General features: G+C 74.6%; 19 protein-coding genes. 12 read left to right on the forward strand and 7 right to left on the reverse strand.

Going from position 1 to position 21,253, the window contains the following annotated elements; all coding sequences use genetic code 11:
- The first annotated feature begins 38 nt into the window (after positions 1–38).
- Genes KLI87_RS06950 through KLI87_RS41435 form a run of 3 tightly spaced genes read left to right on the forward strand, consistent with a single transcriptional unit; the run spans position 39 to position 3,083 of the window.
- On the forward strand, positions 39–1,217 hold the full coding sequence (locus tag KLI87_RS06950; protein WP_214616256.1) for a sensor histidine kinase: 1,179 nt from the start codon (positions 39–41) through the stop codon (positions 1,215–1,217).
- Positions 1,210–2,427, forward strand: a complete 1,218-nt coding sequence (locus KLI87_RS06955; RefSeq protein ID WP_214616257.1) for a hypothetical protein — start codon at positions 1,210–1,212, stop codon at positions 2,425–2,427. Before KLI87_RS06950 ends, KLI87_RS06955 begins: the two co-directional genes overlap by 8 nt.
- Positions 2,412–3,083: a response regulator transcription factor gene (locus KLI87_RS41435; RefSeq protein WP_214616258.1), complete on the forward strand. Its 672-nt coding sequence runs from the start codon at positions 2,412–2,414 to the stop codon at positions 3,081–3,083. Before KLI87_RS06955 ends, KLI87_RS41435 begins: the two co-directional genes overlap by 16 nt.
- Positions 3,084–3,085: 2 nt before the next feature.
- On the opposite strand, the gene KLI87_RS06965 is transcribed toward KLI87_RS41435, so the two are convergent.
- The gene (locus KLI87_RS06965) at positions 3,086–4,258 is read right to left on the reverse strand and encodes a cupin domain-containing protein (protein ID WP_214616259.1); all 1,173 of its coding nucleotides are present in this window, start codon (positions 4,256–4,258) and stop codon (positions 3,086–3,088) included.
- A 256-nt stretch (positions 4,259–4,514) separates the two neighbouring features.
- Between KLI87_RS06965 and KLI87_RS06970 the strand changes: the two genes are divergently transcribed.
- From KLI87_RS06970 to KLI87_RS07005, 8 genes are all read left to right on the forward strand, one after another.
- Positions 4,515–4,688: a thiomuracin/GE37468 family thiazolyl RiPP peptide gene (locus KLI87_RS06970; protein WP_156214269.1), complete on the forward strand. Its 174-nt coding sequence runs from the start codon at positions 4,515–4,517 to the stop codon at positions 4,686–4,688.
- 62 nt (positions 4,689–4,750) lie between these two features.
- Positions 4,751–7,402, forward strand: a complete 2,652-nt coding sequence (locus tag KLI87_RS06975) for a lantibiotic dehydratase (RefSeq protein WP_214616260.1) — start codon at positions 4,751–4,753, stop codon at positions 7,400–7,402.
- Between the two features lies 1 nt (position 7,403).
- Positions 7,404–8,390 (forward strand): lantibiotic dehydratase C-terminal domain-containing protein, encoded by a 987-nt coding sequence (locus KLI87_RS06980; protein WP_214616261.1) that lies wholly within the window; start codon positions 7,404–7,406, stop codon positions 8,388–8,390.
- 4 nt (positions 8,391–8,394) lie between these two features.
- Positions 8,395–9,450 carry a thiopeptide maturation pyridine synthase gene (locus KLI87_RS06985; RefSeq protein ID WP_156214266.1) on the forward strand — a complete coding sequence of 352 codons (1,056 nt, stop codon included), beginning with the start codon at positions 8,395–8,397 and terminating at the stop codon, positions 9,448–9,450.
- Entirely contained in the window at positions 9,447–10,811 is a 1,365-nt protein-coding gene (locus KLI87_RS06990) for a SagB family peptide dehydrogenase (protein ID WP_214616262.1), read from the forward strand. The genes KLI87_RS06985 and KLI87_RS06990 overlap by 4 nt, the downstream gene beginning before the upstream one ends.
- Positions 10,808–12,721 (forward strand): hypothetical protein, encoded by a 1,914-nt coding sequence (locus tag KLI87_RS06995; protein WP_214616263.1) that lies wholly within the window; start codon positions 10,808–10,810, stop codon positions 12,719–12,721. The genes KLI87_RS06990 and KLI87_RS06995 overlap by 4 nt, the downstream gene beginning before the upstream one ends.
- Positions 12,714–14,621: a TOMM precursor leader peptide-binding protein gene (locus KLI87_RS07000; protein WP_214616264.1), complete on the forward strand. Its 1,908-nt coding sequence runs from the start codon at positions 12,714–12,716 to the stop codon at positions 14,619–14,621. Before KLI87_RS06995 ends, KLI87_RS07000 begins: the two co-directional genes overlap by 8 nt.
- Positions 14,622–14,643: 22 nt before the next feature.
- Positions 14,644–14,976, forward strand: coding sequence for a YdhR family protein (locus tag KLI87_RS07005; protein WP_214616265.1), 333 nt, complete (start codon positions 14,644–14,646; stop codon positions 14,974–14,976).
- 18 nt (positions 14,977–14,994) lie between these two features.
- Here the strand turns inward: KLI87_RS07005 and KLI87_RS40910 are convergent, their stop codons facing one another.
- The 4 genes from KLI87_RS40910 to KLI87_RS07025 all read right to left on the reverse strand — a co-directional run bounded on the left by KLI87_RS40910 (position 14,995) and on the right by KLI87_RS07025 (position 18,785).
- Complete coding sequence (locus KLI87_RS40910; protein WP_156214261.1) at positions 14,995–15,669, reverse strand: response regulator transcription factor; 675 nt, start codon at positions 15,667–15,669, stop codon at positions 14,995–14,997.
- Positions 15,670–15,739: 70 nt separating this feature from the next.
- On the reverse strand, positions 15,740–16,402 hold the full coding sequence (locus KLI87_RS07015) for a TfuA-like protein (RefSeq protein WP_156214260.1): 663 nt from the start codon (positions 16,400–16,402) through the stop codon (positions 15,740–15,742).
- Positions 16,399–17,730: a YcaO-like family protein gene (locus tag KLI87_RS07020; protein WP_156214259.1), complete on the reverse strand. Its 1,332-nt coding sequence runs from the start codon at positions 17,728–17,730 to the stop codon at positions 16,399–16,401. The genes KLI87_RS07015 and KLI87_RS07020 overlap by 4 nt, the downstream gene beginning before the upstream one ends.
- A gap of 260 nt (positions 17,731–17,990) precedes the next feature.
- Complete coding sequence (locus tag KLI87_RS07025) at positions 17,991–18,785, reverse strand: enoyl-CoA hydratase-related protein (protein WP_214616266.1); 795 nt, start codon at positions 18,783–18,785, stop codon at positions 17,991–17,993.
- A gap of 1 nt (position 18,786) precedes the next feature.
- On the opposite strand from KLI87_RS07025, the gene KLI87_RS40915 reads away from it, so the two are divergent.
- A complete protein-coding gene (locus tag KLI87_RS40915; RefSeq protein WP_284734054.1) occupies positions 18,787–18,918 on the forward strand; it encodes a hypothetical protein in 132 nt (43 codons plus the stop codon).
- A gap of 6 nt (positions 18,919–18,924) precedes the next feature.
- Here the strand turns inward: KLI87_RS40915 and KLI87_RS07030 are convergent, their stop codons facing one another.
- Positions 18,925–19,983 (reverse strand): phosphotriesterase, encoded by a 1,059-nt coding sequence (locus KLI87_RS07030; protein WP_214616267.1) that lies wholly within the window; start codon positions 19,981–19,983, stop codon positions 18,925–18,927.
- Positions 19,980–20,951 carry a phosphotriesterase gene (locus KLI87_RS07035; protein ID WP_214616268.1) on the reverse strand — a complete coding sequence of 324 codons (972 nt, stop codon included), beginning with the start codon at positions 20,949–20,951 and terminating at the stop codon, positions 19,980–19,982. The genes KLI87_RS07030 and KLI87_RS07035 overlap by 4 nt, the downstream gene beginning before the upstream one ends.
- Positions 20,952–21,253: the final 302 nt, after the last annotated feature.

The raw sequence follows: 21,253 nt of genomic DNA on the forward strand, positions 1-21,253 counted from the left end.
ACTGCGTAGGTATCAGGACGATCGTTCGGACGTGGCTGATGGTTACATGGCGTGTCGGGCCGGGTGCCGGTGAACGGCCGAGGGCGAGGCCGGGGCCGTCGGACTACGCGCTGACGCGCACGGTGCTGCGGTTCACGATCTCGCTGCGCTGCGGCGGGGTGCTCGCGGCGATCATCGCGGCGGTGATCGGCGAGGGCGCCGGGGTCTCGCGCGTCTGGCAGGCGTGGGTGCTCGGCGGGCTGGCGGCGTGGGCGGTGTTCTTCGCCGCGCGGGCCGTCGGGCGGGGGTTGACGTTCGGGCTGGTGGCCGCCGACACGTTCGCGGTGTCGCTGGTGCTGCTCGTCCAGGACAGGCTCGTGGCCGTGGACGCGGTGGTCGACGAGACCACCTGGGCGATCATGCTGGCCAGCACCTCGATCTACGTGGCGCAACTCGCGCTGTCGCAGCCCGCGGGGCTGGCGATGGCGATGGCCGTCACCGCCGCGTACATGACCGGCGTCCCGACGGAGACGAGCCAGGTCCGGATCCTGTTCGTGCAGACCGTCGTGGTCAACGCGCTGATGTGGCTGCTGCGCCGGGGCGGCGGACGGGCCGACGCGATCGTCGCCGAACGCGACCGGGAGCGGCGGCAGGCGATGGTCGAGGCGGCGCGCCGGGCCGACGAGCGCCACCACCGCTCGGAGATGCACGACTCGGTGCTCGCCACGCTGGTCATGGTCGCCTCGGGCGCCGTCCAGGGCGGATCGCCGGTGCTGTCACGCAACGCGCAGGCCGCGCTGGACGTCCTGGAGGAGTTCTCGGTATCCCCCCTGACCGGCGAGCCGCCACCGGTCGACCTCGGCGAGCGGCTGGAGGGCCTGGCGGTGGAGATGGCCTCGCTCGTCGCGGCGGACATCACCACCGGCGGCGTGCCGCTCATGGTGCCCGAGCCGGTCGCGGTGGCGCTCACCGGCGCGGCGCGGGAGGCGCTGCGCAACGTCGCCTGCCATTCCGGCGTCGCGCGGGCCGAGGTGCGCGCCGAGGTGCGGGCGGGCGGGGTCATGACGGTCACGGTCGCCGACCGGGGGCGCGGGTTCGACCCGTCGCTCGTCCCGGGCGGGCGGCACGGCATCCGGGGGTCGATCCGGGAGCGCATGCTGATGGTGGGCGGTACGGGCCTGGTGGATTCCCGTCCGGGCGGGGGAACCGTCGTCACGTTGCGGTGGCCCCATGGCTGAGATGGCGATATTCGCCCGACTCGCGGCCAACGGCGCGGTCAACGGCGCGAACGGCGGCGACCACGGCGCGGACGCCGCCGACCACGGCTCGGCGGGCGGCGACACCGTGGCGGCGGCCCCGTTCGCGGCCGGCTTCCACCGCGCGTTCGACGTGGCGACCGTCATCACGGTCGCGCTGTGGCATCTGGGGGCGGCGGGCGCCGCGCTGCTGGTCTACCTCGGCGAGTACCGCTCCCCGGCGGTGGGCGTGGCGGTGTGGGGGCTGCAACTGCTGGTCATCGTCGTCGGCGCGGTCGCGCTGCTGCGCGGCAAGGACGGCCCGGCCGTCATCGGCCCGATGGTCGCGGTCGCCCTCGCCAGCGGCCTGGCGATGGCGGTCAACTGCCCCGGCGGCCAGCTGCTGAAGGTGAACTGGGGGTGGGCGACGACCGGGCTGATCGGCGTGCTGCTCCTGCTGCACCGGCCGGTGAGCAGGATCGTGGCGTTCCAGGCGGCCAACGGCGGGACCGTCCTCGCCGTGCTGCTGGCCACCGGCACCTGCGACCGGCACAGCGTCGCCGGGTTCGTGACGCTGCTGTACGCCTCGGGGAGCATCCAGCTCGCGATGATCGCCGGGGCGCGGGTGTTCCGCTACAGCGGCGGCATGGCGGCGACCGCGGCGGCGGCGCGCTGGCGGATGGCGAGCCGCGAGGCCGTGATCAACGAGGTCGCGCGGGCGCGCCAGGACCGCTACCAGGAGGTGCGGCGGCTGATCGCGCCCATTCTGCGCGACCTCGCCGCCGGCGTGGTCGATCCGGCCGAGCCCGCCGTGCGGGGCCGGTGCGCGACCGCCGAGGCGATGCTGCGGCAGCTGCTCGCCGAGCACGAGGACATCCCCGACCCGCTGCTCCAGGCGCTGCGTCCGGGGATCGACGAGGTCATGCGGCGGGGGGTGGTCGTCGACGTCGTCAGGGTGGGCGAGCTGACCGGGATGGGGATCGACGAGCGGACGGCGTCCGCGATTGCCGAGGTCCCGCTGGCCGTGCTGGCGAAGGCGCGCGGCCACGCCCGCGTCACCATCGTCCCCGAGGGCGCCGACCGGGTCAGCGTGTCGGTGCTGGCGGGCACCGACGCGGCGGTCCCCCGGTTCGAGGTGCGGGGCGACGTCACCGTCACCAGCGACCACGACGGAGAACTGCTGTGGGTGGAGGTTTCGTGGCACCGGACGTGACCATCGCCGTCATCGACGACCAGGACGTGGTGCTCTCCGGGATCCAGACCTGGGTCTCCGAGGACCCGCTCCGCCGCGTCGAGATCATCTACACCGCGACCCACCTGGACGACGTCGACTGCGGACCGGCCGCGAAGGCCGACGTGCTGGTCATCGACCTGCGCATCGACGGCGCTCTGGTACTCGACCAGATCGCGGAGCTGGCCGCGCGCGGGCGCCGGATCGTGGTGTTCTCCCAGCACTCCGAGCCCGAGATCATCTACCGGGCGGAGCTGGCGGGCGCCCGCGCCTACATCACCAAGGAGACCAGCGAGGGGCGGCGGCACCTCATCGAGGCGATCCTCGCGGTGGCGGCGGGCGAGTCCTACACCTCGCCGACGCAGGCCGCCGCGATGCTCGGCGCGTCCGAGCTCGGGTCGGGGCTCGCGTCGGGGCTCGCGCAGCCGAGGTTCTCCGACCAGGAGCTGCGGACGATGCGGCTGTGGCTGGGCGGCCTCACCCGCGCCGGGGTCGCGCGCCAGATGGGGATCAGCGAGCACACCGTGAAGCAGTACCTGGAGCGGGCCAGGGAGAAGTACGCCAGGGCCGGACGCGAGGCGCCGACGCGGGTCGACCTCTACCGGGAGGCGCGCCGCGACGGCATCCTGCGCGAGTAGCGTCACCCGGCGGGCGCGACGACGCCCTCCCTGAGCAGCTCCCCGACGAGCGGCGCGGGCAGCTCGCCGGGCTCCAGGCGCGCGCCGCCGAGCAGCGCCTCGACCGTCCCCGCGAACGCGTCCGGGACCTGGACGTCGTGGTCGCCGAGGTGCAGGACGAGGCCGCCGTCGCCCTTGCCCGTCGCGAGCACCGCCCCGGGCACGGCGGCGACCGCGCCCTCCTCCCCGGGTGCGCGCACGGCCGCGGTCACCGACGCCCTGCGCGGGCCGCCCTGGGCGCGCAACTGCTCGGCGCGCAGCGCCGGGGCGGCGCGGTCGAGGTCGAGGTCGGACAGCCACGCGGCGAAGCACCGCGCGGCCTCGGCGGCCGCCTCGTCGATGCCGCGCTCGTTCAGCGCCGGCGGCAGCGCGGCCCGGAACCGCGGGTCGCCCGCGGCCAGGTCGAGCAATCTCTCGATGACCCAGTGCCGGGTGAGCTGGAGGATTCCGAGACTGATGTGGAGGCTCGTGTCGTCCTCGGCGTAGCCGTTGTGGACCCAGCCGCGCGGAATCCACAGCGCGTCGCCGGGCGCGAGCCGCACGCGCAGGAAGGGCTCGCCCTTCTCGAACCGCTCCCGCTCCTTCGGCGGGACGGGAGTACGCCCCCAGCGGTGCCGGGGAAGCGGGTCGGCCAGCACCGGCTCGTGCAGTTCCCAGGTCTTGTGGCCGGTGGTCTGGAGGATGAAGACGGCCTCGGTGTCCCAGTGGTGGGCGAAGCCCTGGTTGCCCGGCGGTGTGAGGAAGGCGTGCGCGTACAGGGGGTGGCCGAGTTCGGCGGTCAGCAGCCGGCAGAACTCGCTCAGCGGGCGCCAGGTGCGGTGCAGGCCCATCACCAGCAGCGTGTGCCCCGAGCGGAGCCGCTCGCCGACGCGGCGCGCGTCCACGGCCCCGGCGGTGCCGGGGAAGGCGGCCAGCTCGGGCGCGGTGAGGCTGCCGGGCCTCGCCATGACGTTGTCCTTGGCCATCGTGACCGAGGACGCGGGCAGGCCCTGGTCGGCGATGACCCGGTCGAGGTCGCCGACGCTCAGCAGCCGCGCCGCCTCCGCCGGGTCGCCGTGGTGCACCCGCGGCTCGTCGGGCCACCGCTCGGCGAAGCCGTCGGGCTGGGAGGAGAGGCGGCCGAGTGCGCTTTTCATTGTCCGCCTCCGCGGGCGTCGTCGCGAATCTTCATCGCCGCCATGATGTTCTTTCCCGCCATTTTCCCGCAAGGGGCACGCGACCGGGGCGCAGTCGGCTACGACCCCGGGTGTACGCGGTGGTCGTAGCCGGGCTTTCACCTTCGTCGGAGTTGTTCCGCAATTCCGCGCCGCCACTGTCGGCGGGCCTCCCCGCCGTTTACGTTTCGTCCCGGAAGGTCTTCCAGCCCACGAAGACGAAAGAAAGGAGAATCCCATGAACGCTCCTGAGGAGCTCGATTTCGATCTCCAGGACGTACCGATGGACGTGTTCGACCTCGCCGAGAGCGGGCTCACCATCGAGTCGCTGACGGCCGGTCACGGCATGCCCGAGCACGGGGCCTCGCTGCCCTTCTGCTCGTGCAGCGCCACGTGCAGCTGCTGCAGCTGACGAACCTTCACCGCCGTGCCGCCGGCCTCGCGCCGGCGGCACGGCCTCGGGCAGGAGGGGCCATGAGCGAGAACCTCGGCACGGTATCCGGCGGGATCACCCTCGACGGCGGCGCGCGGGCCGACGCGCCCCTGGTGCTGCGGCGCGCGGGGCTGCCCGCCGCCGCCCTGGACGTGCTGCGCACGGAGAAGGCCCACGGGTGCGCCCGCGAGCTGGCGCGGCTGCGCGCGTGGCTGGCGGCCGAGGGCGCGGCGCTGTCGGACGTCCTGTTCGCCGAGATCGGCGCGGTGGGGGACGGCGGCCCGAAGCCCCGGCTGGTCGGGCTGCGCCGGGCGGTGTTCCGGTCGCGGCGGCCGCGGCCGGAGGAGTGGAACGCGGAGGTCGAGGGCGCGCTCGGGCCGGAGGCGGCGCGCCGCGTCCGGGAGTGGCTGGCGCGGTTCGACGAGGCCGACCGGCTCGCCGCGCGGCTGCCCGGCGTCCTCGCCGCCGAGGTCGCCGAGCGGGAGCAGGTGCTGCGCGGCGTCGCCTCCGACCCGTGCCTGCGCCGCGCGCTGTCGCAGGCCAGCCCGGCCCTGTACGGGGAGCTGGCCAAGTGGCTGGACGACCCGAGGAGGCGCCCGCGCCCGCAGACGATGGCGCGGCTCGTGAAGTACGTCGCGCGGGCGGCGGCCAAGACCAGCCCCTACAGCACCTTCACGATCAGCGGCCTCGCGGTGTGGGGCGAGCGGGAGGAGTTCGCCGAGCAGCCCGTCCACGGGGTCGTCGAGCTGGACGGGTTCCTGTTGCGGAGCATCGTCCGCGCGCTGTGCGAGGTGCCCGCGCTGCGCGCCACGCTCACCGTGCGCGCCAACCCGGGCGCGGTCGTCGCGGACGGCCGGGTCTCCTTCCCCGGTCCGCCGCCGCGCGAGCCGATCGTGACGCTGCCGGAGACGCCCGCCGTCCGCGCGTGCCTGCGGCTCCTCGCGGCCGGGCCGCCCGGCACCCTCGCCGCGCTGGCGGACGTGCTGGCCCCCGGCGGGCGGAACCGCGAGCGGGTGGAGGGGTTCCTCGCCGCGCTGGTGGAGGCCGGGCTGCTGATCCTCGACCCGCCGGTCGCCGACCAGGCCGCCGACCCGCTGCGCGAGCTGTCGGCGTGGGCGGCGCGCGGCGGCGAGGAGACGGCCGACGTCGTCCCGCTGCTCGAACGGCTGCGCCGCGAGGTGGTGCCGCCCGTCCCGGTCGAGGACGTCGAGGGCCACCGCGCCCGCCAGGACCGGCTGCGGGACGCGGCGTCCGCGCTGGTCGAGCGGCTCGGGCTGCCGTTCCCGGTCACCGGGCTCAGCAAGTCGGTCTTCCATGAGAACGCGGTCTTCGGCGACGTGCCCGCCGAATGCTCGGTGGAGGGCTGGCGGCCCCTGCTGGACGACCTGGACGCCGTCCGGCACTGGCTGGCGGTCTTCGACCCGGCGCTGCCGCTGCGGCTCGCGCTCGGCGCGTTCTGCGGGGAGCGGTTCGGCGCGGGCGCGCGGGTGCCGTTCCTGGAGTTGTTCCGCGCCGTCCACGAGGAGATGAACCGGGGTGACGGAGCGCCCGGCGCGGCGCGGGAACTGGTGCGGTTCCTGCGCGCGTCGCCGATGGCGGGGGACGCGGCGCTCGCGGGCAGCCCGCTGGAGCGGCTGCGCGAGCTGGGCCGGATCCGCGACGCGGCGCGCCGCGCGGTGCTCGTCCCCGCCGACGCGGACGGCGTCGTCCGCGCCCCGGTCGCACGGCTGCGCGCCCTCGCCGCGCGCTCCCCGGAGTGGATCGGCGCGCCGGTCTCGATGGGCTGCTACGTGCAGAGGGCCGGAGACCTGATCACGCTGAACGTCGCGCACGCCGGGTACGGGCGCGGGCGCAGCCGCATCCGGCGGCTCACCGGATTCGCGGGCGGCACGGTTCCGCCGGAGCGTCCCTTCGACGCGCCGCCCGGCACGGTGTTCGCGGAACTGGGCGGGACGTTCGCGTCCGCGCTGAACGCCCGCGCCCCCGGGACCGCGTACGAGATCGACTATCCGCACACCGTCTCCGCGCGGCCCGCGCCCGAGCGGCTGCCCCTGGGCGACCTGGACATGGTGCACGACCCGCGCACCGGGCTGGCGGACCTCGTGTCGCGGCGGCTGGGGGAGCGGGTCGTCCCGCTGCACCTCGGGATGATGGCCGACGTCCTGCTGCCGCCCGTCGCGCGCTTCCTGACCTGGGCTTTCGGGGCGAGCTACTACCTGCATCCGAGCTTCTCCCCGCTGGCGCCCGACTGGGAGCCGCCGACCTCGATCGTCGCCGCGCCCCGCGTGGAGGCGGGACGGGTCGTGCTGCGGCGGGCGCGGTGGAGCGTCCCGACCGGCCTCGTCCCGGCGCGCCGCAAGGCCGAGTCCGACGCCGATCACCTGGTGAGGCTGGTCGGCTGGCTGCGCGCGAACGGGATTCCCGGCCGCTGCTATGTGCGCATGTGGGCGGACGGCCTCTGGCAGGACGACGCCGAAGACAACAACTGGGGAAAATGGGTGCTCGACAAATCGCGGAAGCCCGTCTACATCGACTTCGCCATCTGGCATCTCGTCGCCGTCTTCGAACGGATGCTGAAGACGCCGGGACCGGTGATCGTGTTCGAGGAGGCGCTGCCGGAGCCGACCGCGGCCGGTGCGGCCGGGGGCTTCGTGTCGGAGTTCCTGGTCGAGATCTCCGGCGGGGTGGCGTGAGATGAGCGAGCACGCAAGCGAGCACGGCTGGGTCAGCCTGCACGCCTTCCACCAGGGCGACCAGGACCGGCTGCTGAGGGAGGCGGTCGCGCCGCTGGCCCGGGAGCTGACCGACGGCGGCCGGATCGCCGGGTGGTTCTTCCTGCGCTACTGGGACGGCGGGCCGCACGTCCGGCTGCGTGCGCTGCCCTCGGCGGGAACACCGCCGGAGGAGATCGAGCAGGCTTTCACCAAGCATGTCGGCGCGTATCTGCGCGACCACCCGTCCGAGCCGTCGATGGGCGAGGACGAATACGCGCGGACGGCCGAGATGCTCGCCTCCTGGGAGGAGGTCGAGCCGGGATTCGCGACCCTTCAGCCGAATGACACCGTCGTCCCCGTCCCGTACCGGCGGGAGCACGACCGCTACGGGTACGGCGCGGCCATCGAGGCCGTCGAGCGGCATTTCACCGATTCGAGCGAGCTGGCGATGCGGCTGCTCGTGTCGGGCGCCTCGGCCGGGGAGCGCTCCACGGCCGCGTTCGCGACGCTGCTGCTCGCCTGGCTGACCTGCGAGACCGATCCCGCGCGGCTGGTGGGGTGGATCAGCTCGGCGCCGCGCCGCGAGGATCCGGCGGCTCCGCTCGCTCCGCCGCCGGAGCCGGACGCCGAGCGGCTGGACAAGGGCGTCGCGGTCGCGCGCCGGATGCGGGCGCTGACGACCCTCGATCCCGATCACCCGGGGAAGGGGCTGCTGGTCGAGTGGCTGCGGTCGGTGCGGACGCTGCGCGGCGCGCTCCAGGAGGAGCTGGACCGCGGCGCGCTCCGCCCGCCCCCGTCGGGGTGGGAGGGGCCGGGACGCGTCGTCGCCGACCTGTCCGTGCTGACCGTCGTCGACATCTGCGCGCACCTGGTCTGCAACCGGCTGGCCGTCGACCTCCCGGCGGAGATCGGGCTGCGGCGGCTCGCCGTCGCGGCGCTGGAGTCCATCACCGAGAAGGGGAGCTGAGGCGATGCGGTGGTACGGCTTCCGGATCTACTACTACGCCGACGACAAGGAGGCGCTGATCCTCGACGGGATCAGGCCCGCGTTCCAGCGTTTCGCGGGAGATGTCGAGGCCGCGTTCTTCCTCCGGCACTGGATTCACGGACCGCACGTGCGGATCTGCGTCCGGTGCGAGCGGGACGCGCTGGAGACCGTCGTGCGACCCGCCGTCACCGAGTCGGTGGGCGGGTTCTTGCTGGAATGCCCGTCCACGCGGCGGCTCGTGCCGGAGGAGCACCTTCCGATGCACCGGCGGCTGGCCGAGCTGGAGTCGGAGACCGAGGACCTGCTGCCCTGGCGGTGGGACAACACGATCCGGTTCACCGGCACCTTCGACATCGACGCGCTGAAGGCCGACTTCTACTCCGGCACGAGCGGCCTCGCCTTCGCGATGACCGAGGCCGTCGCGGCCGGACGGCAGCGGCTCGCGGCCGCGTTCGACCTGATGGTCGCGACCGCGCACACGCTGTCGGGCGTCGGGCTCGCGCGCGGGGCGATCTCCTACCGCTCGCATTCCGACGCGTTCCTGCACGGCTTTCCCGAGGGGCGGGGGCTCTCGTCCGGGTGGGACGAGCACTACCGGCGGAACGCGGCGGCGCTGACCGGCCGCGTGCGGGCGGTGGCCTCCGCGCTCGACGGCGGGGGAGGGCACGTCCCGCACGTCCGCGAATGGGTCGACACCCTTCTGCCGTTGCGCGACCGCGCCGTCGCGGACGGCCTGCTCTCCGACGACGGACCGCCGCCCGGCGCCGACTCCCTGGGCATCACCGACCTGACCCGGGTCAGCCCCTTCCACCGCGAGCTGTTCGGCAGCGACGTGTGGAACGAGCAGGTCAAGGCGGCCGACTGGTTCCTCGGCTACAAGCTGATGCTGAACTGCACCTATCTCCACCTGACCCGGCTCGGCGTGAAGCCCGTCGAACGGTTCCTGCTCTGCGACATGGCGGCCCGCGCGGTCGAGGACGCGCTCGGCGTCTCGGTCGCGGAACTGGCCCGCACCCCGGTCGGGGAGGTGCGGAGATGATCGGCTCGCCCGAGTCCCCGGGTGTGCTCACCGAACGGCTGGCGCTCGTCGCCGGGGTCTACAGCGCGATCGCCCGCGACGGGCGGCTCCGGCTCGTGATCGGCTCCCGCTTCGAGGACTTCGGCCCCGCCGAACCCTGGAAAAGCGAACTGCTGAAGCGCCTTGTCACCGGCGCCGCCGACGCGGCGGACGGCCGTGAGGCCGAACTCGTCGGGAGGCTGCGGGAGGGCGGGTGGCTGACGACCGAGGTCCTGCGGGACGGCGTGCCGCTGTACGCGGTGCAGCCCACCGGCCGCCCCGAGGCGATCGCGTACGCGGAGCCCGGCGGAAAGGCCGTGCTGTCGCGGTTCGCGGTCGTCCACCGGGAGGACGGGCACCTGGTCGTCGAGTCCCCGCTGTCGTGGGGCCGCGTCCACCTGCACGATCCCGCGCTGTTCGGGGTCGTGGGCGGGGTCGGGGCGGGCGGCCCCGCCGCGCGGCGGTTGGAGCGCGACCTGCTGCGGACGGGGTTGGCCGTGACCGGCGACGAGGACGAGGACGAGGCGCGACTCCGCCAGTGGAGCGTCCACGAGCTGTGGTTCCACCGGCGCAGCCGCCTGGGCGACCGCGACCGTCTCGGGGGCGGTTACGGCCGGACCCGCTGGGCGGACGGCGTCTACGAGGAGCCGCCGTTCCGGCGCGAGCCCTATCCGGGAGAGCCGATTCCGCTCTACCGCCCCGATCTGGCCGAACTCCGGCACGGCGATCCGACGCTGAGCGCGGTGGTCGAGGATCGGCGGTCGGTGCGCGTCCATGACGACGCCGCACCGATCACGCTGGAGGAACTCGGCGAATTCCTCTACCGGTGCGCGCGGATCCGTACGGTCTCATCCGAGAACGGCGGGCATCTCACCGGACGGCCCTATCCGTCGGGCGGGTCCGCGTACGAGTTGGAGCTGTATCCGGTCGTGCGGCTGGCGTCCGGGCTGGACGCGGGCGCCTACCACTACGACGGCCACGACCACGTGCTGCGGCGCGTCCGGGAGCCGGGCGCGGAGACCGCCCGGCTGCTCGCCACGGCGCGGCAGGGGACGCTCGTCCGCGCGGCCCCGCAGGTGCTCATCGTCGTGACCGCCCGCTTCGGCCGGCTGATGCGCGCCTACGAGCAGATGCCGTACTCGCTGATCCTCAAGCACGTCGGCGTGCTCTACCAGACGATGTACCTCGTCGCGACCGCCATGGGGCTGGCGCCGTGCGGGCTCGGCGGCGGCGACTCCCGGACGTTCAACGCGGTGACCGGCACCGGGTTCACCGAGGAGGGCGCCGTCGGCGAGTTCATGCTCGGCAGCCGTCCCGCCTCCACCCACACGGAGAAGCCATGAGCGAGGCGCGGGATTCCGGGGCGCTGCTGCTGCGTCCCGACGTCTACTACACCCGTTCCGGCGACGGCCTCTACATGCTGACGCACGACGGGCCGGTCATTTTCGGAGGCTCGTCCGTCCATCCTCTGCTGGTCAGGCTGGCGCCCTATCTGAACGGCCGCCATTCACTGGCGGAGCTGACGGAGAACCTGTCCGGCGAGCGGCGCGAGATGGTGCGGGGGCTGCTGGCCGCGCTGGTGCGCAGGGGGGCGATCAAACAGGTCCCGGAGCGGGACGGGGAGCCCGCCGATGACGCCGTGCACGGGCGGCGCGACGAGGTCTCCTTCCTCGGCTACTTCCACGACACGCGGGAACGGGCCGAGCGGGCGTTCCGGGCCTACCAGGACGAGCGGGTCCTGATCGTCGGCGCGGGAGACTCCGCCGCCGCCATGGCCGACGCCGCGCGCCGGTCGGGCATCGCGTCCGTCCGCGTGGTGGAGGGCGGGCCGGTCGAGGGCGCCGGGCTCGTCGTGCACCTCGGCGGGCCGTCCGCCGCCGAGATGGAGCGGGCCTGCGCCGAGGCGGGCGCCGACCTGGTGCTGGGCCTCGTCCTGGACGGCTCGCTGTGGTGCGCCGCGACGGGCCCGCGCGTCGGCGACGGGCCGGGCGCCACCTCGATCGAGCTGCGCCGCGCGGCCCGCCGCCCCGGGCCCGCCGCACCCGCCGCGTGGGACGGCGTGCCGGGCCGGGTCGCCTCCGCGCAGCTCATGCACCAGGTGTTCCGGTCGCTGACCGGCGTCGGACGGCCGGAGCCGGGCACCGTCACGCGGCTGGATCCGCGCACGCTGGCCCGCCGGACGCACACGGTGGTCCCGCACCCCTTCGACTCCACCTCGCCGCCGCCGACCGAGAACGGCGACGCCCGCCTGGACGAGGACGACTTCTCCCGCCGGGCCGCCCGCCTCGTCGACGACCACGTCGGTGTCTTCGGGCCGCCCACGGAACGCGACTTCGTCCAGCTTCCCCTGCACGTGTGCGAGATGGAGGTGTCCGACCCGGTCGGGCTGCTCGGGCCCGGCGCCCGCCCGGCGCGCGCCACCGGCGCCGGCCTCGGCTTCGCCGCCGCCCGCCTCGCCGCCGCGCTCGCCGCGTTCTCCGCCTACGGCTCGCTCATGATCGACCCGCGCCGGCTCACCGGTCCCGACGGCGAGCCCGCCTTCCCCGGCGAGGACGACCCGTTCCACGCCCTCGCCCTGCTCCGCGACGGCGCCTGGCGCGAGGTGTACGTGCCGGGGCGGGCGCTGGCGAGCGGGCGGGAGCGGTTCGTCCGGGTGGCGAGGGCGTTCCCCGCGCTGCGGTCGGCGGACGTGCCGTTCGCCGTCCCGCCGGAGATCGTCTCGGCGTACTCGCGGCGGGACGCGGTGACGGCGGGCGTCCTCGCCTGCGTCCGGCGGCTGGCGCTCGACGCGGCGCCCGGCGACGCCCCGCGCGTCGACGTGGCGGACGTCCCGCGCGACCCGGTCACCTCGCGCTACCTGACGATCCTGGACGCGCTGGGCGAGGACGTCACCCTCCACCGGCTCGGCGGCGACTTCCCGGCGCCGACGGTGCACTGCCAGATCGGCGCCTCGGCGCGGGGCTGCGCGAGCGGCCTGTCGATGGCGGGCGCGCTGCGCGACGCCCTGGGCGCCGCGATCCTCGACCACCAGTCGCGCCTGCACGGGCAGCCCGACTACGCCCCGCCGCCCGTCCCGGCCCTGCCCGCGGACGGCGCGCTCCGGCCGGCTCCGGCGGGCCGATGCGATCTCGACACGGTCGTCGCCGCGCTGGCCGCGCGCGGGCACGAGCCCGTCGTCGTCCCCCTCGACCACGACCCGGAGGTGAGCGCCGTGATGCCCTACACGGTCCACGTGGTGATGGCCGATGCCTGACGTGCTGCTGCTCGGCGCGGGCACGCTCGCGGACGCCGTCGCGCGCGACACGCGCGTGACCGGCCCAGGCGGCGCCTCGGTGGTCGTCAGCGCGGCCGACACCTGGAGCACCGCCGACCATCCCCGGGCGCGCTCCCTGAGCCGGGAACGGAACATCCCCTGGATCCCGGTCCGCGCCGAGCTGGGACGCGTGGTGATCGGCCCGTTCGAACGCCCCGGTGAACCCGGCTGCGCCGACTGCGCGGAGCAGCGGCGGCGCGCCAACCGGCTGCACTCCCGCGCGCACGACACCGTCCTCGCCGACCACCGGGACGAGCTGGGCGGCAGGCCGTCGGCGTGGCTCACCGGCCTCGCCGCCGACACCGTCGCCGCGCTGGTCGCCGACGAGATCGACCGGTCGGCGCGGGGCCGCGCGCGGACGTCCGACGCGCTGCTCTACCTCGACCTGCGGACGCTGGAGGTGACCAGGCACGCGTTCCTGCCCGACCCGATGTGCCCGGTGTGCGGCGGCCTGGACGACGACACCGAGGACGCGGCCCGGATCGTGCCGCGGCCCAGGCGCAAGCTCGCGCCCGGCCGCTACCGCGTCCGGGACCTGGCCGCGCACCGGGACGCGCTCGCCGCGACCTACGTGGACGCCGAGTGCGGGCTGATCCGGCTGCTGGCCCGCGACAGCGACGCCGGATCGGTGATCGCCGCCGCGTGGATGGGCCTGCGGGACGGCGCGACCGAGGGCGGCTACGGCCGCACCCGCAGCTACGAGAGCAGCGAGCTCGTCGCGATCCTCGAAGCGCTGGAACGGCACGGCGGCATGTTCCCCGGCGGCAGGCGGACCGCCGTCCGCGGCAGCCACACCGAACTCCGCGACCGCGCGTTGGACCCGGTGGAGCTGGGTCTCTACCCGCCCGAGCGGCAGCCGCCCGGCTACGAGCCGTTCGACCCCGATCGCCGATACGACTGGGTGTGGGGATATTCGTTCCGGCGGGACGCTCCGATCCTCGTGCCGGAGACCTACGCCTACTACCGCGTGCACGCCTCCGGGAAGGGCCGGTTCGTCTACGAGATCTCCAACGGGTGCGCGCTCGGCGGATGCCGTGAGGAGGCGATCCTGCACGGCGTCCTGGAGGTCGCCGAGCGCGACGCGTTCCTGATGACCTGGTACGCGCGCATGCCCGTCCCGCGCATCGACCTCGGTTCGGCGCGCGGACCCACCGTCCCGCTCATCGCGGAGGCGATCCGCGCGGAGACCGGATACGACGTCATGGCGTTCGACACCACGCTCGAACAGGGCATCCCCTGCGCGTGGGTCATGGCCGTCGACCCCTCGTCCCGGGACGACCGTCCGGCGGCGGTGTGCGCGGCGGGATCGCACCTCGATCCCGAGTCGGCCGTGGAGAACGCGCTGAGCGAGCTGGGGTCGATCCTGCCCGACCTCGTCCGCCGCTACCCGGCGGAGCGGGAGCGGGCCCGCGCGATGGTGGACGACCCCTCCCGCGTCAGGGAGATGGCCGACCACTCCCTCCTCTACGGCACGCGCGAGGCGTTCTCCCGCCTCGACTTCCTCGTGGGCACGCCGCACACGGTCCGGTTCGCGGACATGCGGCGCCCCGCCGCGCTCCGCCACACCGACCTCGGCGACGACCTCCGGGAGCTGGCGCGCCGCTACCTCGACGCCGGCCTGGACGTGATCGTCGTCGACCAGACGACGCCCGAGCACCGCGCGTTCGACCTGTCCTGCGTCAAGGTGATCATCCCCGGGACGCTGCCGATGACGTTCGGCCACGACCAGCGCCGGGTCGACGGCATCCCGCGCCTGCGCGACGTGCCGCACCGGCTCGGATACCGGGACGCGCCGCTGGAGCCGTCCGATGCCAACCCGCACCCCCACCCGTTCCCGTAAGCCCTCGCAAGGAGCCGAAGCGATGTACCTCCAGCTCGTCGTCTGGGACCTGGCCGAGTCGGACGTCTCCATCGACGACCTGCGCGCCTACCTCAGGGACTACGCCGTCGAGGCGTACTCGCAGCTCCCCGGCATGCGGCTCAAGGTCTGGTTCGCCAACCCAGAACGCCGCGTCTGGGGCGCCGTCTACCTGTGGGACGCCGTCGAGCACATCAGCGGCCCGGCCCAGGTCAGCAGGGCGATCGAGCTGATCGGATACCCGCCGACGTCGGTGAGCGTCTTCGAGGTCGAGGCCGCCGCCGAGGGGCACAGCGTCCACACGGCGCTGGCGTCCGTGGGCGCCGCCTTCGCCTGACGGCCGGCCGCCCGACGGCTAGTCGCGCAGCAGGTCCGACTCCACGACCTTCCGGACCGCCTCGGCCCGGGAGGTCACCTCCAGCTTGCCGTAGATGTTGGTGAGGTGCCGCTTGACGGTCGCCTCGGTGATGAACAGCCGCCGGGAGATGTGCCGGTTCCGCATGCCCGCCGCGACCAGCCGCAGGATCTCGGTCTCCCGGTTGGTCAGCGCGCCGGGACCGGCCGGCCCCGGCCGCAGCCGCCGCACGGCCTCGACGGGCGCCGACAGGACGAACCGCCCGTCCTCGCGGTGCACGGTCATGATCGTGGAGACCAGCTCGTCGAGCTGGACGCGCTTGGCGAGGCACGCGTGCGCGCCCGAGGTGAGCACCTTGCCGAGGAACAGGTGGTCGCCCGAGTCGGTCAGGACGATCACCTTCGACCGGGGCGAGGCGGACAGGATCGGCTCCACCAGCGCGTCCGGCGCGTCCTCGTCGTCGTCGGTGATGAGGATCGTGGTGCACGGCCGCGTCCCCGCGCCGAGCTCCGGGCTCGGCGCGTCGGCGTCGTGCACCTGGAACCCCGGGACCTTCCGCAGCAGCTCGGCGAGGCCGTGCCGCAGCAGCGGCGTCGTGCTCACGATCTCGATCACTATCGCCCGGCAGGGCAGGAAATGGGCGGGCGCTTCCGGGCCCGCGAGCTGAGTCGACACTGGCACATCCCCCTGGTGTGAAGCCGCCTCGCCACCGGTCGTCGCCACCGGCCCCCGCTGTCGGCCCTCGCTATCGGCCGTGCATGAGCCGCAGCAGCGCCACCGCGTCCTCCCGCTTGGCGTCCGGCGCGGCGGGCGAGTCGAGGAAGGCGCGCAGCGCGTCCCGCTCGTCCGCGCCGACGCGCTCCCGCACCGCGGGCAGCCGCAGGATCCGTTCGTAGGAGCGTTCCGGAAAATACAGATCCTTCGCCGCCGCGAGGACGGTCTCGGCGGCCTCCGCCGAGACCACCCCCTGGTCCCGCGCCGCCGCGACCGCGATCCGGATGTTGACCATCGGCTCGCACAGCGGGCGCAGCGTGTCCGGGTCGAAGGTGATCGCGACCTCGTCGTCGGCGTCCACCTCGCCCGACCGGTACAGCTCGAAGACCCGCCCGACGCCGACCATGCCCTCCTCCGAGAGCTCGGCGGCCCGCAGCGCGCCCATGCTGGAGGACCCGAGCACCCGCACCGGGCGCGGGTGCCGGTCGAGGGCCCGCAGCACCTCCTTGGGCGAGATCATCAGGCCGTGCAGGAACTGGCCGTCCACGATCCCGACCACGCCGGGCGGGTCGGGCTCGGCGAGCAGCGCGTCGAGGTCGCCGCGCTTCACCGGCGGGCGCACCTCCACCGGCGCCAGCTCCGCGATCGCGGCCCTGTCGATGCTCGGCCCCGCGAACACCACGGCGCGCGTCATGCCGTCCTCGCTTCCCGCCCGCGGCCGCGGGCCTCGTTCAGCGCCGCCTCCCAGCACGCGCCCGCCCGCCGGCCGAGCCTGCTCTGGTCGACCGCCCAGGACTCCAGCCCCGGCACGATCACCCGGACGACGTGCACCGGGAAGCCCGGCGGCGTCCGGTCCACGACGACGGCCCGGTACAGGCCGTCGAGCTCCAACCGGCCGAGCATCAGGTCGATGTCGGCGACGACGTCGTCGCTCGGATGGTCGGGGACGTCGCCGAAGCGCACCGGCCGGGCGGACTCCCGCCACGGCCACACCGACCCGTCCACCGACCCGCCGCGCGACACGTGCTCGGCCCATTCGCCGTTGTGCTCCTGCGGCAGCGTGATGTCCTCGCGCATGCCCTGGATGTCCACCGCGCGGCTCTGCGCCAGCTCGGTGAGCGCCCGCACCAGCGCCACCTCGGCGTTCGGGTGCGTCCCGTATCCGGAGTGCCCGGGGGAGAAGGTCTCGGCGACGCTCTCGTGCGTGACGGCGGCGAAGGTGGCGATCCCGAGCGAGGAGGTGAGGTCGCGGACGACCAGCGGCAGCCCCGCGTCCACGATCCGCCCGGCGAACCAGGCCGCCGACTCCGGCAGCGTGTCCAGGTCGACGCTCGGGTGCCGGTCCTCCAGCCGCTCCTCGACGCCGGGCGGGACGCGGTCGCCCAGCTTGTCGCGCACCATGTGCCGGAGCCGGTTGCTGACGAGGTCGGCCAGCGTCAGCGCGTCCCGCTCGATCACCTCGCACAGCGCGTGGCAGATCGCCTCCTCCAGCGAGTTCCCGGACGCCAGCCCGTTGCTCGTGCTGACGGAGAAGGGCTGCGGCTCGTGGAAGTCGACGTAGTAGCCCGCGAGGCACAGCGGCACGAGGACCTCCTCGTCGCCGAGCAGGTCGAACCCCGTGGCCCAGGAGATGGGCCTGTCCGGACGGTAGGCGTGACCCGGCGCCAGGTTGTGGTCGGCCGGGTTCAGCACCGGACGTCCCGCGGCCTCCAGCTCGGCGCAGGAGGCGACGACGTCCGGCGTCCTCGGCTGCCACGCGGCGAACCGCTCCACCGCCTCCATGATCGCCGACGCTCGCGCGTCGTCCCGCGTCCGCCCCTTGCCGTTGTAGACCGACAGGAGGTCGTGGGAGCGGGGCACGATCGCGTTGAAGACGGGGATGCCGACGCGGTCCAGCCAGGTGATGTCGGCGACGCGTGTCACGCCGACCGTCCGGAGCAGCGGAGTCACCCTGTCGAGGGTCCTAGCGGCGACGACCTCGCGGGTCGGCCCGATCTTGGGCACGCGTTCCCGTAGTCTCATCGGCCCGCCCGTCGAACCGTTCGGAGAGACGTCCGGCAGCGTTCGCACATTGGGTCACGGCCCTTTCTCAGGGGGACGGTCCGATGCCCGTCGCCGTGCTCTCCAACGCCGAACCGGAGAACCCTGGGAACGGCCCCGACCCCCCGTACCGGCCGGGCCCGCGCTCCCCTCGGCGGGCCCCTCCATTATTCGATCATGCTGACGGAATTGTCATGACAGCCGTTCGGGGGTCATCGGCGCACCGGCGCCGATGAGGGGGTTCAGCGGCCGGTGAAGCGCGGGGGGCGCTTCTCCATGAACGCCCGCCGCCCCTCGCGGGCGTCGCCGGACTCCGCGCACTCCTCGACGAGCCGCTCGGCCGCCGCCGCCAGCGCCGGATCGGCCGCCGACCTGATCGCCGTCTTGGCCGCCCGCACCGACAGCGGCGCGTTGGCCGCGATCCGCTCCGCCGTCGCGCGGGTGGCCTCCTCCAGCTCCCCGGGCGCGACGACGCGGTTGACCAGCCCCGTCCGGAGCGCCTCGGCGGCCCCCAGCGGTGCCGCCGTGAACAGGATCTCGGCGGCCTGGCCCGGCCCCACCGCCCGGACCAGCGCGTGGACGAGCGGGACGGGATAGGCGAGGCCGAGGCGTCCCGCCGGGATCGCGAACCGCCCCCGGTCGTCGGCGATCCGGATGTCGGCGCCGAGCGCGAGCGCCAGCCCGGCGCCGAGGCAGTGCCCGTGGATCATGGCGATGAGCGGGGTCGCGAGCCGGTCGAGCACGCCGAACAGGTCGGTGATCGCGCCGTCCGCGCGGCGGCGCGCCTCCGCCGTGGAGCGCTCCGCCTCGAACTCGGAGATGTCGGCCCCGGCGGCGAACGCGGCGGTGCCCTCGCCCCGCACGACGATCACCTTGACCCCGGGGTCGGCGTCGAGGCGGTCGAGGGCCCGGCCGAGCGCGTCCATCATCGCGATCGACAGCGCGTTGCGCCGCGCCGGGTTGCGCACCGTGACCCACCCGATGTCGCCGTCGGCGGCGGCGTCGACGCCGGGGCTGAAGATCCGTTGCTCGGACACGGTGCCAGCGTACGGACCGCCCGCCCGGCGTCCCCCGGCGGCCCGCCCGGACGAGCGCTCTGCACTCGCCACCCGCGCCGCGGGCGAGATCACGCGGGGCGCGCTCGGCGTCCGCCTGCGCGCGATCGCCTGACCCCGGTCAGGGGGCGGGCGCGGTGAACGTCAGGGCGCGCGCGGGGTTCTCCACCATGATCGCGTGCAGCGCGTCCTCGCCGACGCCGAGCCGCCGCAGCGCGGGCAGGAAGTGGTCGGGGATGTAGCTGTAGCCCTGCCCGCCGTACCGCTTGAGCTGGATCTTCTGGCAGACGTCGTGGCCGAGCACGATCTGCCCGGCGAAGCCCTCCGCGACGAGGTTCGCGATGCCGCGCGCGACCTTGTGGTCGCTCATCAGCACGAGATGCCCCCACGGGCTGCCCGGCGAGGTCAGGAAGTCGAACTCGACGAACACGCCCCGCGCGAGGATCCGCCGGGCGAAGTCCAGGTCGACGGCCATGTCCCCGGCGTGGCCGAAGACGACGTTCGCGGGGTCGACGCCCTCCTCGTCCAGGATGTCGAGGACGGCGAACTTCTCCTCGCCGACCCCGCCGACGTGGAAGGAGATCGGCGCGCCGGTGATCCGGCTCGCCCGGCCCGACGCCCGGACGCTCTTCAGCTCGTTCGGCGTCAGCGGCGCGGTCTCGGCGCCGATCTCACCGATGATCCCGGCCCGGATCCCGGTGCCGTCCGCGCCCTCGACGACGTCGCGGACGATGCCCTCGGTCAACTCCTCGACGGACCGGTCGTCCATGTCGAGCGGCTGGAACGTCGGGGTGTACCAGCCCGCGCCCATCACGATGTTGAGGTCGCTCGCCCGCGCCATCTTCAGCAGCGACTCCGGGTCGCGGCCGATCCCGAGGCTCGTGACCTCCACGATCGTGCCGCCGCCCGCGCGCCGGAACTCCCCGACCTCGGCGAGCATCTCCGCGAAGTCGGCGAGGACGTCGTTGTCGGCGTTGACGCCGCCGTGCCGCGTCCGGGCCAGGTTGGCCAGCGTCAGCGGCTCCAGCGCCTCGGGGGAGTCCTCGCCCGGACGCAGCGCGTGGGCCGGGCGGCGCAGGTCGAGGAAGATGTGCTCGTGCATGAGCGTCGGGCCGAGCGCCGACGGGTCGACCGGTCCCGCGACCGTGAGCACCTGGCCGGCGAGGTTGGGGATGGTCATCGGCGTTCCTCCGTGATCGTCAGCCAGCGCGCCGGGTTCGCCTCGGTCAGGGCGTGCACGAGCGCGTCGTCGGCGCCCTGGAACCGCAGGAAGGGGACGAACTGCTGGACGACGAACCCGTACCCGCCGCCGCCGAAGCCCTTCAGGTCGATCTTGCGGGACACGCCGGGGGACAGCAGCACCCGCTCGGCGTGGCCGCGCTCCGCCAGCGCGAGGACGGCGGCGGCGACGTCCTGGTCGTCCACCTCGGTGTAGACGTTCGTGAGCCGCCCGAGCCGGTCGAACTGGACGGACACGCCCCGCTCGGCCAGCGAGGCGAGCGCCTCGTGGTCGGTGGCGAACGCGTCGCAGGCGCCCACGGCCACGCGCGCCGGGTCCACCCCGTCGAGCAGGTCGAGGACGCGGTGCGTCGCCTCGTAGGTCGCGGCGCGGTCCAGCAGCACGGGCGCGCCCGTCTCGCGCGCGGCCTCCCCGACGGTCGCCGCCACGGCCCGGTGCGCCGCGCGGTCGGGGTCGAGCGTCCCGATCCTGCCGATCACGCCCGCGCGGACGCCGTCCACCCCGTCCACGACCTCGCGGACGATCTCCTCCGCGACACCGCCGGAGGCGCCCATGACGATGTGCACGCCGGTGGCGCGGGCGAGCCGGGCGAGGGCCCGGGGGTCGCGGCCGCGGCCGGCGCCGGTCACGTCCACGACCGTCCCGCCGCCGAGCGCGGCGAAGTCGGCCAGCTCGGCGGCCGCGCCCTCCTCGGTCAGCCGCGCGTTGTCGCGGTTCGCGGCGCCCAGGCTGAGCGCGCCGAGCAGCCCGAGGCCGACCGGGGTCTCGTCGACGTCCCCGCCGTTCTCGCCGGCGGGGAGGTCGCTCACCACGTGGACGGAGGTGACGGTGTGCCCCAGGGCGTCCGGTGCGACCGGTCCGGTCACGGTCATGACCCGCCCCGCGCCGGGTGTGTCGGGCGCGCTCATCGAGACTCCACCGGTTCTCCTCGCTCCAGGAAACATGCCGTACGCGGCACCGAAACCGCGTCCCGCCTGCGTGAGCATAAACGGGCGGCCTCCCCGTCGCGCGGGCCGCCCCGCCCCGCGCGGCCCGCGCCGCCGGCCCGGAGGGCGTAGGCTCGGTTGTGGACAAGGGGTTCTCGACGCGGGCGGCCAAGCCCGTTTCCCCCTGGTTCGCCACTACGCGGCCTCCTGAAGGGTCCGGATCGGTCCGGCACCCATGACGCCTCGACACCATCTCGGCCGGACGCGGGCGACCCCGCCCGCGC

This window comes from Actinomadura sp. NEAU-AAG7 (assembly GCF_018603865.1).
Taxonomy (GTDB): domain Bacteria; phylum Actinomycetota; class Actinomycetes; order Streptosporangiales; family Streptosporangiaceae; genus Spirillospora; species Spirillospora litoris.

Excerpts from the sequence above, each read along its gene's own strand:
- KLI87_RS06975 (WP_214616260.1), top strand. The coding sequence starts at position 4,751 with ATGAGCGAGAACCTCGGCACGGTATCCGGCGGGATCACCCTCGACGGC.
- KLI87_RS06965 (WP_214616259.1), bottom strand. The coding sequence starts at position 4,258 with ATGAAAAGCGCACTCGGCCGCCTCTCCTCCCAGCCCGACGGCTTCGCC.
- KLI87_RS06955 (WP_214616257.1), top strand. The coding sequence starts at position 1,210 with ATGGCTGAGATGGCGATATTCGCCCGACTCGCGGCCAACGGCGCGGTC.
- KLI87_RS06980 (WP_214616261.1), top strand. The coding sequence starts at position 7,404 with ATGAGCGAGCACGCAAGCGAGCACGGCTGGGTCAGCCTGCACGCCTTC.
- KLI87_RS07015 (WP_156214260.1), bottom strand. The coding sequence starts at position 16,402 with ATGACGCGCGCCGTGGTGTTCGCGGGGCCGAGCATCGACAGGGCCGCG.
- KLI87_RS06995 (WP_214616263.1), top strand. The coding sequence starts at position 10,808 with ATGAGCGAGGCGCGGGATTCCGGGGCGCTGCTGCTGCGTCCCGACGTC.
- KLI87_RS06985 (WP_156214266.1), top strand. The coding sequence starts at position 8,395 with ATGCGGTGGTACGGCTTCCGGATCTACTACTACGCCGACGACAAGGAG.
- KLI87_RS07020 (WP_156214259.1), bottom strand. The coding sequence starts at position 17,730 with ATGAGACTACGGGAACGCGTGCCCAAGATCGGGCCGACCCGCGAGGTC.
- KLI87_RS06950 (WP_214616256.1), top strand. The coding sequence starts at position 39 with ATGGTTACATGGCGTGTCGGGCCGGGTGCCGGTGAACGGCCGAGGGCG.
- KLI87_RS07000 (WP_214616264.1), top strand. The coding sequence starts at position 12,714 with ATGCCTGACGTGCTGCTGCTCGGCGCGGGCACGCTCGCGGACGCCGTC.
- KLI87_RS06970 (WP_156214269.1), top strand. The coding sequence starts at position 4,515 with ATGAACGCTCCTGAGGAGCTCGATTTCGATCTCCAGGACGTACCGATG.
- KLI87_RS07030 (WP_214616267.1), bottom strand. The coding sequence starts at position 19,983 with ATGACCATCCCCAACCTCGCCGGCCAGGTGCTCACGGTCGCGGGACCG.
- KLI87_RS07035 (WP_214616268.1), bottom strand. The coding sequence starts at position 20,951 with ATGAGCGCGCCCGACACACCCGGCGCGGGGCGGGTCATGACCGTGACC.
- KLI87_RS07005 (WP_214616265.1), top strand. The coding sequence starts at position 14,644 with ATGTACCTCCAGCTCGTCGTCTGGGACCTGGCCGAGTCGGACGTCTCC.
- KLI87_RS06990 (WP_214616262.1), top strand. The coding sequence starts at position 9,447 with ATGATCGGCTCGCCCGAGTCCCCGGGTGTGCTCACCGAACGGCTGGCG.